Below are 14,471 nucleotides of genomic sequence, written 5' to 3' on the forward strand. Positions count from 1 at the left end.
ACAATGACATCGAGTTACGGATGGCTCGCCGCGAGCGTTGCATTGCTGACCGCCGCCTTCGCCACGCCATCGCACGCGCAGATTTCCGACGACGTGGTGAAGATCGGCGTGCTGACCGATCAGGCCGGCCTCTATGCCGACGCTGCCGGCCCCGGCGCGGTCGAAGCGGTGCGGATGGCGATCGCGGATTTCGGCGGCAAGGTTTTGGGCAAGCCGATCGCGATGGTCGATGCCGACCATCAGAACAAGGCCGACATCGGCGCCGGCATCGCGCGGCGCTGGTATGAGCAGGAGAATGTCGACGTCACCGTCGATTTCGCCAATTCCGCCGTCGCCTTCGCCGTGCTCGAACTCACCAAGCAGAAGAACAAGGCGATGCTGGTGTCGTCGGCCGGCTCATCCGACCTCACCGGAAAGGGCTGCTCGGCCAATTCAGTGCAGTGGACCTATAACACCTATGCGCTTGCCAACAGCACGGTTCGGGCGCTGGCCAAGGAAGGCGCCAAGAGCTGGTATTTCGTCACGGTCGACTACGCCTTTGGCCACGCGCTGCGCAACGACGCGGCCAAGACCGTGGAGAAGGTCGGCGGCAGCATCGTCGGCGACGTGCGGCATCCGCTCAACAGCATGGATTTCTCATCCTATCTGCTCCAGGCCCAGAGCTCGAAAGCGGACGTGATCGCCTTCGCCAACACCGGCGGCGATCTCGCCAATTCGATCCGGCAGGCGCAGGAATTCGGGCTGGCGCAGAAGCAGAAGCTCGCAGCCTTCCTGATGCAGACCAGCGACATCCACGCGATCGGCTTGCAAGCCGCCCAGGGCTTGCAGCTTGCGACCGCCTTCTATTGGGATCTCGACGACAAGACCCGCGATTTCGCCGCGCGCTTCATGGCCAAGACCAACAAGCGACCGACCATGGTGCAGGCCGGTCTCTACTCCGCTGTCATGAACTATCTCAAGGCGATCGAAAAGTCCGGCACCGATGACGGTCCCAAGGTGATCGCGCAGATGAAGGACATGCCGATCGACGACTTCTTTGCCCGCAATGCGTTCCTGCGCGAGGACGGCCAGCTGATCCACGACATGTACCTCGTGCAGGTGAAATCGCCGGCGGAATCCAAGGGGGCCTGGGATTACGAGAAGCTGGTTCAGGTCATCCCGGGCAAGGAGGCATTTGCGACGCCAGAGGAGAGCGCATGCCCGCTGCTCAAGAAATGATGCTCTCACAAATTCGCAAGACCACAGGCAAGAAACCACAAGCAAGGCTGGACATCGCATGACCGAACTGCCGCTGCTCTTCACCCCGCTGCAACTGCGCGACCTCGAACTGAAGAACCGGATCATGGTCTCGCCGATGGCGACCTATTCGGCGCAGGACGGGCGCGCCACCGATTGGCACACCGCGCATATCGGCAAGCTCGCCGCCGGCGGTGCCGGTCTCGTGTTCGTCGAGCAGAGCTCGGTGAACACCCAGGGACGCATCACCCACGGCTGCCTCGGCATCTGGGATGATGCGCACATCGCGGACCATGCCGCCCTCGCCGCGCTGATCCACAGCTTCAACGCCAAGGCCGCGATCCAGATCGCACATGGCGGCCGGAAGGGCTCATCGCAGCGGCCGTGGGAAGGCGGCAATCCGCTCGGTGAAGCCGACATCAAGGCGCGCGGTGAAGGCCCCTGGCAGATCGCGGCCTCGAGCGGCATTCCGTTCGACGACGGCTGGCCCGCACCGCAGATGCTGACGTCAGAGCAGATCGATGCTCTGGTTGACGACTACCGCCAGGCGTTTCGCCGCGCCAGGGCCGCCGGCTACGACGTCATCGAGCTGCACTGCGCACACGGCTACCTGATGCACTCGTTCCTGTCGCCGCTCGCCAACAACCGCAACGACGAGTATGGCGGGTCGCGCGAAAATCGCATGCGTCTGCCGCTGCGGATCGCCGGCATCATGCGCGAGGAATGGCCGGACCTCCTGCCGGCGTTCGTCCGCATCTCGTCGGTCGACGGCGTCGACATCGGCTGGGGAATCGAGGACTCGATCGCGTTTGCGACCGAGCTGAAGGCGATCGGGATCGACATGGTCGACTGCTCGTCGGGCGGCATGAAGCTGCCGCGCGGCAATTCATTGGTGTCGCGCACCCCGGGCTTCCAGGTGCCCTTCGCCGAGCGGATCCAGAAGGAAGCCGGCATGCCGACGGTTGCGGTCGGACTGATCCGCGAGCCGGACTACGCGGAAGCCATCTTGCGGGACGGCAAGGCGACGCTTATTGCACTCGGCCGTGAACTGCTGTGGAATCCGAACTGGCCCGCACAGACGGCACTTGCGCTCGGATGCGATCCCGAGTGGACGAGCTGGCCGGAGCAATATGGCTGGTGGCTGAAGCGGCGGGTGGCACAGCAGGGACAATAGGGATGCCGGTGGCGAAAAAGGAAGCAGCGAAAGCCGGCGCGGCTGCCGGCGCGCGGTCTTTCGACGGCCCCGATTTCCCCGGTGATACCTCGCGCGACCTGCCGAAGATGGACAATGCGGTCAAGTCGGCGCGGCGCGTGTTCGACGTGCTCGAATTCTTTGAGGAGCACCAGCGCGCCGCCTCCGCCATCGAGGTCGCCGCCGCCTTGAAATTCCCGCAGTCCAGCACCTCGGCGCTGATGCGGACGATGACCGCGTTCGGCTATCTGCATTACGACACCAGCCGCCGCACCTATATCCCGACGCCGCGGATCTCGATGCTGGGGCACTGGTTGAGCCCGGCGCTGTTCACGCGGGGGCGCCTGATCAATCTGATGAACGAGCTCTCCGAGAAGACCGGTGAGACCATCATGCTCGCGGTGCGCAACGGGCTCAGTGCGCAGTATGTCCATATCATTCAGGCCCGACTGCCGATGCGGCTGTATGTCAAGGCCGGAACGCTGCGGCCGCTGGCGCGATCCGCATCGGGTTACGCGCTGCTGTCGGCCTATCCGGACAAGGAGGTACGCCGCCTGGTGCGCCTGATCAACGCCAACGAGCCGCGGCCCGATCGGCAGATCGACATCAAGGCGTTGCTGCTGGAGCTGAACAAGGTCCGCGCCAAGGGACATGCCTTCTCGCTCGGCCTGGTCACGCCGGGCGCCGGCGCCGTCGCCAGGAACCAGCCGCCAACAGCGGAAAAGAACGAGCCCCGGGTGCGGTTCGTGGCCGGACTGAACGACGCGCAGGTCACCCCGGAGACCGAGTTCGCTGACCTGATGCGGAAGGCGATCGAGTTTCATCTGGCGGACTGAACTTATGTCGCCGGCCAATTTACTTCCGCGCGCGGCATACAAACCGAGGCGGTCGAAAGTTCACTATGCGGAATTCATGCGTCGCGTCCGGCTTCATGCCATCCGCGCAAGTGGCCCTGCGGGCAGCGCTTGTCACGGCTATGGCTTTTCCGCATCATTGAGCGCAAGACAACATCGCAAGCAGGTCACGGCCGAACGGCCAGCCCAAGCCAATCAACACGAGGAACGCTGTGGCGGAGAGTGAGAACATCGTCGCCGAGACCGCCGAAAAGATTTTCGCCGATCTCGCGGATGCCCAAACCATCAATCACGACAAGCAGGGCGCATGGAAGGCGCCGCTCTGGCAGGCACTGACCGAAGCCGGCCTGCCGCTCTCCTGGGTGCCCGACGATCTCGGCGGTTCCGGCGCCAGTCTCGCCGAAGGTTTCAGCGTGCTCAACGTCGCTGGGCGGCATGCGATCGCAGTTCCGCTGGCCGAAACAATGCTGGCCGGCTGGCTGCTCACGCAAGGCAAGATCGCCTCCCCGGAAGGCGAGATGACAGTTGTCCCGGCGAGCCCGAAGGACCGTGTCACGGTCGGCGCTGACGGCTCGCTCTCGGGTCGTGCCCGCGGCGTGCCGTTTGCCAAAGACGCAAAACATTTCGCGGTGCTGGCTGAAAGCAATGGCGGCATCTCGATCGCGCTGGTCGATGCCGCAAAGTGCCGGATCGAATCCGGCATCGGGCTCGGCGGCGATCACAACGACACCGTCACGTTCGACAAGGTGCAGCCCATCATCACCAAGCCGGCGCCGAATGGCTTTGACCGGACCACGCTGATGCTGATGGGCGGCGTGGTGCGGTCGCTCCAGATCGCCGGCTCCCTGGAATCGATGCTCGACATCTCCGTGCGCTATTCCAACGAGCGCGTCGCGTTCGAGAAGAAGATCTCCAAGTTCCAGGCGGTGCAGCACAACCTCGCCCGCCTCGCCGGCGAGTCGGCGGCAGCACTGGCCGCCGCGACGTCGGCGGCCGACACCATCGCCAACGCCAAGTCGCTCGACAATGACGCGGTGTTCCTCGAAGCCGCGGCGGCCAAGATCCGCTGCTCGGAAGCCGCCGAGAAAGGCAGCGGCATCGCCCATCAGGTGCACGGCGCGATCGGCTTCACCAACGAGCACATCCTGCACCGCTATTCGCTGCGCGCATTGGCGTGGCGCGACGATTTCGGCTCGGAGAGCTACTGGGCCGTCGAGCTCGGCAAGCTCGTCGCCGAGCGTGGCGCCGACGAATTGTGGCCGCTGGTGGCTTCGCGCTGAGATCAGGCAGAAAGATCAGGACTGGACATCATGACTGCAGCCCTTCGTTTCGATCCGATCCGCCTGCCGGAAAAGTGCGAGCAGCTCCGCAAGGAAGTGCGCGCCTTCCTCGCCGAGGAAATCGCCGCCGGCACCTTCGATCCCTACGCGCCGAACCGCGAGGACAATGACGCGCCGGAATTCTCCCGCCGCGTCGGCGCCAAGGGTTGGCTCGGCATGACCTGGCCGAAGAAATACGGCGGCCAGGAACGCTCATTCCTCGAACGTTACGTCGTGACCGAGGAGATGCGGGTGGCGAACGCGCCGACCCGGCGCTTCTTCGTCGCCGACCGCCAGAGCGGGCCGGTGCTTCTGAAATACGCGCCCGAGCACATCAAGATGGACATCCTGCCGCGGATCTGCCGCGGCGAGGTCTGCTTCGCCATCGGCATGAGCGAGCCGAACTCCGGCTCCGACCTGTTCGCGGCGAAGACCCGCGCCACCAAGACCGATGGCGGCTATCTGATCAACGGCACCAAGATCTGGACCTCGTCGGCGCATATCGCCGACTACATGATCGCGATCTTCCGCACCTCGCCGCCGACCAAGGAAAACCGCCGCCACGGCCTGACCCAGTTCCTGGTCAAGATGAAGCAGCCGGGCATCCAGGTAAATCCGATCGGCCAGATCACCGGCCAGTTCGAATTCAACGAGGTGGTGTTCACTGACTATTTCGTGCCCGACGATCACGTGCTGGGCGAAGTCGACGGCGCCTGGAAGCAGGCGACGTCCGAGCTCGCCTATGAGAGGAGCGGCCCCGAGCGTTTCCTCGAGACGTATTACGTGCTCACCGAGCTGGTGCGTGCGGTCGGCAAGAACCCGGATACCCGCAGCGCCGAGGGCATCGGCCGGCTGGTCGCGCAGGTGCACACCATGCGCCGCATGTCGGTGTCGGTCGCCGGCATGCTGCAGGCCGGCAAGGAGCCGGTGGTGGAGGCCTCGATCGTCAAGGACATCGGCACGGTGTGGGAGCAGCAGCTGCCGCATCGCGTCCGCGATCTCGCGGCGTTCGTCGAAGAGACCGCGACCAATCGCGAGACGCTGGAAAAGCAGCTCGACTTCGCCATCAAGACCGCGCCCAAGCTGACGATCCAGGGCGGCACAACGGAAGTGCTGCGCGGCATCATCGCCCGCGGGCTTGGTTTGCGCTAGCCGCGCGGGCTCGGCCTACGCTAATTCAACGAGGAAAGATCATGACCAAGTATACTGATATCGGCGTCGAAACTCATGGCCATGTCGGCCTGATCGAAATCCGCAAGCCGCCGCTGAACTTCTTCGACGTCGCGCTGATCAACCAGATCGCCGACGCGCTGGAGGAGTTCGACAACAATATCGAGATCCGCGCCTCGGTGCTCGCCGCCCAGGGCAAGGCGTTCTGCGCCGGTGCCAATTTCGGCGATCCGGTTCGCCAGGAGCAGGAGGAACGCGCCAAGAGCGATCCGGCCTCGAACCTGCCGATCAACCATCTCTATGTTCAGGCGGTGCGCATCTTCCGCAACAAGAAGCCGATCGTCGCGGCGATCCACGGCGCCGCGATCGGCGGCGGCCTCGGCCTTGCGGTGTCCGCCGACTTCCGCGTCGCCTGCCCCGAGGCGCGCTTCGCGGCGAACTTCACCAAGCTCGGCTTCCATCCGGGTTTCGGCCTGACCACCACGCTGCCGGAGCTGATCGGCAAGAACAATGCCGAGCTGATGTTCTACACCAGCCGCCGCGTCACCGGCGAAGAGGCCTATCGCTGGGGCCTTGCCAACGTGCTGGTGCCGCAGGACCAGGTGCGCGCCGAGGCGATGAAGCTCGCGCAGGAGATCGCCGAATGCTCGCCGCTCGGCCTGGTCTCGACCCGCGCCACCATGCGCGCCGGCCTCGCCGACCGCGTGCTCGCCGCGACCAACCATGAACTGGAAGAGCAGACCAAGCTGCGCGCGACCGAAGACTTCAAGGAAGGCGTCAAGGCCACCGCCGAGCGTCGCGTCGCGAACTTCAAGGGGCGGTAGCTCCTCGCGCTCGTCTCTCTCAACACGGTCGTCCCGGCGAAAGCCGGGACCCATAACCACCGATGCGAGTGGCGAGACAAGCCGTCTCCCCTTGTGCCCTTTCCGCGGGCCGCAGCGTATGGGTCCCGGGTCAAGCCCGGGACGACGGTGGGGAGATAGCTCGCTAGCCTTTCGGCACCACCAGCGCATCGACGATCGTCACGCCCTGCCCCTCAGGGTGCACCAGCACCGGGTTGACCTCGATCTCGGCGACCTCGCTTCGGTGCTGCGCTGCCAGCACCGAAATCTGCGAGATCAATTGCGCGAGCGCCGCAACATCCGCCTTCGGCGCGCCACGGAAGCCGTGCAGCAGCGGCGCGGCTTTCAGCGTCTCCAGCATCGTGGTCGCCTCAGCCCGACTCACTGGCGCGGGACGATAGACCACGTCCTTGAACAGCTCGGTCGTGATGCCGCCGAGGCCCACCATCACCATCGGCCCGAACGTGGCGTCCAGCATGGTGCCGACGACGATCTCGACGCCCTTCCTGGCCATCGGCCCGACCAGCACGCCCTGGATTCTTGCTTCAGGCCGCTGCTGCTGCACGCTCTCCAGCATGTCGCGATAGGCCGTGAAGGCCGCGCCCTTCGCAGCGATATTGACGCGGACGCCACCGACCTCGCTCTTGTGCGCGATCGCTGGCGACTGGATCTTCATGACCAGCGGAAATCCGGCCCGCTCGATCGCGGCGTCGAGCCCGTCGCGGTCGGTGACCAGAACCTCGTCCGGCAGCGCGATGCCGGCCACGCGCAGCAGCGACTTGCTGTCATATTCGGAGAGCGTCTTCGATGTGAGATGCGCAGAAAGATCGTGCGTCGGCGAAGCCAATGCCGCGATCTCCGGCGCGGGCTTGAAGCTCGCATAGTCCGCCAGCCGCCGCATCGCGACGCCGACATGAGTCAGCCCCGAGAGCACCACCACGCCTGACTTCGCCAGCTCTTGCCGCGCGAATTGCGACGGCAGCGTGTAGGAATAGAACACCACCGGCTTGTTCTGCGCCGCGATCACCGGCTTCAGCTCGGTTTCCTTGAACGGTATCCGCGTCTCGCTCGACAGCGACAGCACGACCAGCGTCGCGTCCACTTCATCAGACGTATCGAACAGCTCGATGCTCTTCTGCAGGCCGCCGGAGGAGACGCCCTGCGCGGTGACATCGACCGGATTGCCCGCCGCGCCATAGGACGGCATCCATTGCTTGATCTGGCTCTGGATCGCGACTGAGAGCTCCGGCACGCGCAGGCCCTGCATCGACACCGTGTCGGCGCCCCAGATGCCGGCGCCGCCGGACACCGTCAGCACCGCGACGCGATCGCCCTTCGGCAGCGGATTGGTGGTGAGAACCGCGGCGATCGTCACCGCCTCGTCGAGGTCGTTGGAGACGATGAAGCCGTATTTGGTGAACACCGCGTCATAGGCCGCCGACCAGCCAGCCATGCTCGCGGTGTGCGAGGCCGCCGCGCGCTCGCCGGCACCGGAGCGGCCCACTTTAGTTACGATCACGGGCTTCCTCAACTCTGCCGCGCGCTTCGCCGCCGCCAGGAACTTGTCGACGTCCCTGATGCCTTCGATGAACAGCAGGATCACGTCGGTCGAGGGATCCTGCACCATGTAATCGAGGAATTCGCCGGCGCCGAGATCGCTCTCATTGCCGGCGCTGACGACGTAGCTGAGGGCAACGCCAAGCGCCTTGGCGCGATGATAGATCGCAAAGCCGATGCCGCCGCTCTGCGCGACGATGCCGATCCGCCGTCGGCTCGCGACCAGATCGGGCGCATCTGGCTTGATGTCGACGGTCGGGCTGAAGGTCGCGGCGACCTTCTGCACCTGGCTGTAAAATCCTTCGGCGTTCGGACCGGAAATCCGCATCCCGGTCCGCTTCGCCAGGGCCACGATCGCATCCTGCATCGCTGCGCTGTCGCCGCCCTCCTCGGCAAAGCCGGACGAGATGATGACCGCGTTCTTGACGCCGGCGGCCGCGCACTGCTCCAGTGCCGGCAGCACCGCACGGGCGGGAATGACGATGACGGCAAGATCAATCGGCGCACCGATTTCGGCGATCGACTTGAAGCATTTCAACCCGTCGATCTCGTCATAGTTCGGATTGATCGGATAGAGCCCGCCGGGATAGCCGTTCTTGCGCAGCATCGCGAGCAGCCGCCCGGGAATCTTCTCGTGATCGCGCGAGGCGCCGATCAGCGCGATGCTCTTTGGGGCGAAGAAGGAATCGAGCGGATGCGGCATGGGGCGTTCCGTTGTTCTTGTTGTCAGCCACGATATTGAATCGTTGCCGGTTGCTCAACTGCCCTTCCCGTCATTGCGAGCGAAGCGAAGCAATCCATTTCTCCGCTTGTGGAAGCAAATGGATTGCTTCGTCGCTTCGCTCCTCGCAATGACGGCGACTAGGCCGTCAGCTTGAACGTCACGCCGCAAAGCTGGAAGTCGTCGCCGTTCACCGCGCAGCCTCTGGCTTTCGCGGCCTCCAGCACCTTGGCCTTGTCGGCGACCTTGAACGTCAAGCCGCTCATGATCTCGCTATCGGCCTTGACGAAGCGGAAGGTCGCGTTCGGCAGCTGCAGCACCGTGCCGTCGGCGGGAATGCCGACGATCTTGCCCCAATGCGCCGCCAGTGCCTGCGGATCAGGGCTCTGCATCTCAACCTCGGTCAGCGCCAAAGTCGTGTCCTTGCGGATCGACTTCTGCCAGTCCGGGCCGGCCGGCGGATACGGCCCCAGCACATCGTCGCTGCCGTCGGTGTGATTGAACTCGATGAAGGCGGCGCGGCAGTCGCGCGGGTGCAGCTGCACGCCGTGATAGGGCGCGTGCGTGATCACGTTCGCCGTGCGCACGCCCATCGCATTGGCCTTCGTACCGCGTGCGTCGGGATCCTCACAAGCGAAGATCGCCATGTAGCCGCCGCGGCCGCCGGTCTTTTCGATGAAGCGTCCGGCCGCGGTGCCCGGGCCCGGCTGGAACGGCGCGACCACCTCCAGCAGGATGGTATCGACCGGCAGCAGCGCGTTCTCGAGGCCGTACTTCGCGACATTGCCGTCGCGGTAGCAGACATCTAGGCCCATGATCGCGGAGATATCAGCGATCACGGGCGCAAGCTGCGGCGCCACCAGGCAGATCTGCCGCAGCCGCATGTAGTCGGCCATGTGATTGGTCACGGCCTACTGTCCCTGGAAGGTGGGCTTGCGCTTCTCGACGAAGGCCTTGGCCGCTTCCTTGTGGTCGGTGGTCTCGCCGGCACGGGTGTGGTGGATCGCCTCGCCGTCGAAGCAGGCCTCTAGCGTCATCGTCTCGGCATTGTTGATGTTGCGCTTGATGTAGCCGAGCGCGACCGACGGGCCCTGCGCCAGCGACCGCGCCAGCTCCAGCGTCTCGGCTTCGACATCGGCATCGGGCACCACCTTGGAGATCATGCCGAGGTTGTAGGCTTCCTGCGCCGACAGCACCGGCGACATCATGTAGAGCTCGCGCGCCTTGGCACTGCCGAGCATCTTGGTCAGGAAATACGTTCCGCCGTAGTCACCGGAAAAGCCGACCTTGGCAAAGGCGGTGGTGATCTTGCAGGAGGCGCTGGCGACGCGCAGATCGCAAGACAGCGCGATCGAGAGGCCGGCGCCGGCCGCCGCACCATCGAGCTGCGCCACCACCGGCTTCGGCATCGTGTGCAGGATGCGCGAGACCTCCATGCCGCGGCGCAAATTGGCCATCTTGGCCTCGAACGACAGCGGCGCACGGCCTTCGGCCATCGACTTGACGTCACCGCCGACGCAAAAGGTGCCGCCGGCGCCGCGGATCAGCACCGCGCGCACCTCGGTATCGTCCTGCGCCCGCCGCGCCGCCTCGACCAGGCCGCGCGTCATGTCCGGATTGAGCGCATTGCGCCGATCCGGGCGGTTCATGGTGATGGTGAGCAGGCCCTTGTCGAGGGATTGGAGAACCATCTGATTGTCGCTCATGGCGTTTTGCCTTTCGTTGTTGTTGGTTGTCGTGGCGTCATTTTTTCACCAGCGGGCAGCGCGACTCCGACAGCGGCTGGAACGCCTGGTCGCCCGGCACGGTCGCGAGCAGCTTGTAGTCGTCCCAGCGGCCTTTCGACTCCGAAGGCTTCTTGACCTCGAACAGGTACATGTCGTGCACCATGCGGCCATCCTCACGAATCCGGCCGTTCTTGGCGAACATGTCGTTGATCGGGGTCTCCTTCATCAGCTTCATGACGGCGGCCGCATCGGTGGTGCCGGCGGCCTTCACCGCCTGCAGGTAATGCGTCACGGAGGAGTAGACGCCGGCCTGGGCTGAGGTCGGCACCCGCTTGGTGCGCTCCATGAAGCGCTTGGTGAAGGCGCGGGTGTCGTCATTGAGGTCCCAGTAGAAGGCTTCTGCGAGCAGCAGCCCCTGCGCGGTCTCGAGCCCGACGCTGTCGATATCGGTCACGAAAGCCAATAGCGGCGAGATCTTCTGGCCGCCCTTGGTGATGCCGAACTCGGCGCCCTGCTTGATCGCGTTGATGGTGTCGCCGCCGGCATTGGCGAGCCCGATCACCTTGGCCTTGGAGGCCTGCGCCTGCAGCAGGAAGGAGGAGAAGTCCGAGGTGTTGATCGGATGCCGCACGCTGCCGAGCACCTTGCCGCCCGACTTCACCACGACATTGCTAGTGTCCTTTTCGAGGTCCTGGCCGAACGCGTAATCCGCGGTCAGGAAGAACCAGGTGTCGAGGCCGGATTTCACCGCGGCAAGGCCGGTCACATTGGCCTGCGCGAAGGTGTCGAACACATAGTGCACGGTATAGGGACCGCAGGCCTCGTTGGAGAGGCGGATCGAGCCCGGGCCGTTGAACATGATGATCTTGCCGCGCGCCTTGGCGATCTCGCCGGCGGCCAGCGCCGTCGCAGAAGCAGCGACGTCAAAAATCATCTCGACGCCCTGGTTGTCGATCATGTCGCGGGCGATGTTGGCGGCAAGGTCGGCCTTGTTGAGATGGTCGCCGACCACGATCTCGACCTTGCGGCCGAGCACCGTGCCGCCGAAATCCTCCACCGCCATCTTGGCGGCGGTTTCGCTGCCCGAACCGGTGATGTCGGCATAGAGGCTCGACATATCGAGGATGCCGCCGAGCTTCAGCGGAGGCTTGTCCTGCGCCAGCGACGCATTCGCCGAGATCGCAAACACACAGGCCAACACGCCGGCCAAAACCCGTCTCATTCAGATCCTCCCTTGAAGAACAGACCTCATTCCATCAGGTCCGTGTCGAGGGCCGGATCATGCCGCATGCCATGCACAGCGGCAAGCCGCGGAGCTGACACGTGTTTTCCGCTGAACGGAATGGTCAAGATGTGCGAAGATCGATCCATGCAAATATTGTCGATGCAGAATCTGCCGATGCTGGCTCGCGGCACTCTCCTCGCCTACACGATGCTGCTTGCTTGCGGGGCAAGTCATGCGGCCGGATGCAATTTCGAGATTCAGGGCGAAGGTCGCGTCGCTGCCGTGGTCGATGCGCGCAGCCTGCGGCTTGACGACGGCCGTGAGGTCAAGCTGGCCGGCATCGAGGTGGCGGACAGGGCGAAAGCCACCGCGGCGTTGTCGGCGCTGCTGGTCGGCCGCGAGGTGACGCTGCGCGGGCAGGACGACACGCCGGATCGCTACGGCCGCCAGCCGACCTACGCCTTCCTCGAAGGCAGCGAGCATCCCGTGCAAAGCGAGCTGCTGCGCCGGGGCCTCGCGCTGGTGTCGTCCGAGATCGCCGACAAGGACTGTGTCAGCACGCTGATGGCCGCGGAGGCCGAGGCACGGGCCGCCCGATCGGGAACTTGGGCCGAGTCCGCCGTCATAAAAAACGCCGAAAGTCCGGACGATATTTTGGCCGGGATCGGGCGCTTTACGGTGGTCGAGGGCCGGGTTTTGTCCGTGCGTCAAGCGGGGGCGACCACCTACCTGAATTTCGGCCGAAACTGGACACGGGACTTTGCTCTGACTATTTCAAGGCGCATAGTCCCTGCGTTTGAGGCGGCCGGGCTTGCGCCCAAGTCTCTGGAAAATCGTAGGATTCGTGTCCGAGGCTGGGTGGAAGCACGGCGTGGGCCACGAATCGAATTGCTCCGGGTGGGGCAGATTGAAGTGCTCGGCGGGAACTAGGGGCCCACAGGCCACGGCTCGGCCGATTCACGGGACAAGTTGTGGGTTTTTGACGTGATTGAACGCGCTGGAGGGCGTGAAGATGGAACTGGCCGCCGGCTTTCGGCTGTGCCGGCGCTCGTCTGCGCGGCCCTGACGCTGTCGGCCTGCGGCAATGTCGGCCGGTTCGAGCAAGTCACCCCGACCGCGGCGGCGGCGCCGGTGAAGCCGAACCGCGTTGTGCAGCAGACGCCCAACAGCGAGCGCGAGCACGAGCGCATCCTGTCATCCTATGGCGGCGCCTATGACGACCCGAAGCTCGAGGCCCTGATCAGCAAGACCGTCGACCGGCTGGTCGCCGCCTCCGAACGGCCCGACCAGGCCTACAAGGTCACGATCCTCAACTCCGGCGCGGTGAACGCCTTCGCGCTGCCGACCGGCCAGCTCTACGTCACGCGCGGTCTCATTGCGCTCGCCAGCGACACCTCCGAACTCTCCTCGGTACTCAGCCACGAGATGGCGCATGTCTTGGCCAAGCACGCCGCGATGCGCGAGGACCAGGCGCGCCAGGCGGCGGTGGTGACGCGCGTCGTCACCGACATGAGCACCGATCCCGACCTCACGGCGCTGGCGCTCGCCAAGACCAAGCTGACGATGGCGAGCTTCTCGCGGCAGCAGGAGTTCGAGGCCGACGGCATCGGCGTCGGGATCGCCGCGCGCGCGCATTTCGATCCCTACGGCGCGTCGCGCTTCCTGACCGCGATGGAGCGCAATGCTGCGCTCAAGATCGGCAAGACCGCGCTCGATCCACGTGCGCAGGATTTCACCTCGTCGCATCCGGCAACGCCGGAGCGCATCTCCAACGCGCAGACCACCGCACGGCAATACTCATCGCCCGAGAGCAATGAGCGCGACCGCGAGACCTATCTCGCCGCGATCGACAACATCGTCTATGGCGAGGATCCCAGCGAAGGCTTCGTGCGCGGCCGCCGCTTCCTGCATCCCAAGCTCGGCTTCACCTTCACCGCACCGGAGAATTTCACGCTCGACAACACCGCGCAGGCGGTGATCGGCGTCCGCGAGGGCGGCAGCCAGGCGATGCGCTTCGACGTGGTGCGGGTGCCGGCCGAGCAGTCGCTCGGCGACTATCTGAATTCCGGCTGGATGGAAGGCGTCGAGAAGTCCTCGACCGAGGACCTCAACATCAACGGCTTTCCGGCGGCATCGGCCACCGCGCATGGCGACCAGTGGCAGTTCAAGGTCTACGCGCTGCGCTTCGGCAGCGACGTCTACCGCTTCATCTTCGCCGCCAAGCAAAAGTCCACCGAGAGCGAGCGCAACGCGCGCGAGACCGTCAATTCATTCCGTCGCCTGACCCTTGACGAGATCCAGGCCGCGCGGCCGCTGCGCATCAAGGTCATCAACGTGCAGCCCGGCGACACCGTGGAATCGCTGTCGCATCGCATGGCCGGCGTCGATCATCCGACTGAGCGCTTCCGCGTGCTCAACGGCCTCGATGCCCACGCCCAGGTCAAGCCGCGCGACCGCGTCAAGATCGTGGTGGATTGAGGCTGCACGCATCCTCAATACCGTCGTCCCGGCGAAGGCCGGGACCCATCACTACCGTTATCGATTGACGGAAAAGGCTGGGGCCGCAGCACGCCCCAACAACATCTTCCTGTGGTTATGGGTCCCTGCTTCCGCAGGGACGACGTAGAG

At 64.9% G+C, this 14,471-nt stretch carries 12 protein-coding genes; 8 read left to right on the forward strand and 4 right to left on the reverse strand.

The window, feature by feature from the left end:
- The first annotated feature begins 3 nt into the window (after positions 1-3).
- The 6 genes from Q0030_RS26925 (at position 4) to Q0030_RS26950 (ending at position 6,595) form a co-directional block, all read left to right on the forward strand.
- Positions 4-1,218 carry an ABC transporter substrate-binding protein gene (locus tag Q0030_RS26925; RefSeq protein ID WP_298373876.1) on the forward strand — a complete coding sequence of 405 codons (1,215 nt, stop codon included), beginning with the start codon at positions 4-6 and terminating at the stop codon, positions 1,216-1,218.
- A 58-nt stretch (positions 1,219-1,276) separates the two neighbouring features.
- Positions 1,277-2,410: an NADH:flavin oxidoreductase/NADH oxidase gene (locus Q0030_RS26930; RefSeq protein WP_298373879.1), complete on the forward strand. Its 1,134-nt coding sequence runs from the start codon at positions 1,277-1,279 to the stop codon at positions 2,408-2,410.
- Between the two features lie 2 nt (positions 2,411-2,412).
- Positions 2,413-3,264 carry a helix-turn-helix domain-containing protein gene (locus Q0030_RS26935; protein WP_298373882.1) on the forward strand — a complete coding sequence of 284 codons (852 nt, stop codon included), beginning with the start codon at positions 2,413-2,415 and terminating at the stop codon, positions 3,262-3,264.
- Between the two features lie 230 nt (positions 3,265-3,494).
- Positions 3,495-4,562, forward strand: coding sequence for an acyl-CoA dehydrogenase family protein (locus Q0030_RS26940; protein WP_298373885.1), 1,068 nt, complete (start codon positions 3,495-3,497; stop codon positions 4,560-4,562).
- A gap of 30 nt (positions 4,563-4,592) precedes the next feature.
- Positions 4,593-5,753: an acyl-CoA dehydrogenase family protein gene (locus Q0030_RS26945; protein ID WP_097671039.1), complete on the forward strand. Its 1,161-nt coding sequence runs from the start codon at positions 4,593-4,595 to the stop codon at positions 5,751-5,753.
- 41 nt (positions 5,754-5,794) lie between these two features.
- Positions 5,795-6,595 (forward strand): enoyl-CoA hydratase/isomerase family protein, encoded by an 801-nt coding sequence (locus Q0030_RS26950; protein ID WP_212311886.1) that lies wholly within the window; start codon positions 5,795-5,797, stop codon positions 6,593-6,595.
- 163 nt (positions 6,596-6,758) lie between these two features.
- On the opposite strand, the gene Q0030_RS26955 is transcribed toward Q0030_RS26950, so the two are convergent.
- The 4 genes from Q0030_RS26955 to Q0030_RS26970 all read right to left on the reverse strand — a co-directional run bounded on the left by Q0030_RS26955 (position 6,759) and on the right by Q0030_RS26970 (position 11,840).
- Entirely contained in the window at positions 6,759-8,873 is a 2,115-nt protein-coding gene (locus tag Q0030_RS26955) for an acetate--CoA ligase family protein (protein ID WP_298373893.1), read from the reverse strand.
- A 158-nt stretch (positions 8,874-9,031) separates the two neighbouring features.
- A complete protein-coding gene (locus Q0030_RS26960; RefSeq protein WP_298373914.1) occupies positions 9,032-9,787 on the reverse strand; it encodes a VOC family protein in 756 nt (251 codons plus the stop codon).
- 15 nt (positions 9,788-9,802) lie between these two features.
- Complete coding sequence (locus Q0030_RS26965; protein ID WP_298373896.1) at positions 9,803-10,597, reverse strand: enoyl-CoA hydratase; 795 nt, start codon at positions 10,595-10,597, stop codon at positions 9,803-9,805.
- A 37-nt stretch (positions 10,598-10,634) separates the two neighbouring features.
- Positions 10,635-11,840: an ABC transporter substrate-binding protein gene (locus tag Q0030_RS26970; protein ID WP_298373899.1), complete on the reverse strand. Its 1,206-nt coding sequence runs from the start codon at positions 11,838-11,840 to the stop codon at positions 10,635-10,637.
- Positions 11,841-12,050: 210 nt separating this feature from the next.
- Here Q0030_RS26970 and Q0030_RS26975 point away from each other — a divergent pair, with 210 nt between their 5' ends.
- Positions 12,051-12,773: a thermonuclease family protein gene (locus Q0030_RS26975; RefSeq protein ID WP_298373917.1), complete on the forward strand. Its 723-nt coding sequence runs from the start codon at positions 12,051-12,053 to the stop codon at positions 12,771-12,773.
- Between the two features lie 54 nt (positions 12,774-12,827).
- On the forward strand, positions 12,828-14,321 hold the full coding sequence (locus tag Q0030_RS26980; RefSeq protein WP_298373901.1) for a M48 family metalloprotease: 1,494 nt from the start codon (positions 12,828-12,830) through the stop codon (positions 14,319-14,321).
- The last annotated feature ends 150 nt before the right edge of the window (positions 14,322-14,471 follow it).

Source organism: uncultured Bradyrhizobium sp. (assembly GCF_947648125.1).
GTDB lineage: Bacteria > Pseudomonadota > Alphaproteobacteria > Rhizobiales > Xanthobacteraceae > Bradyrhizobium.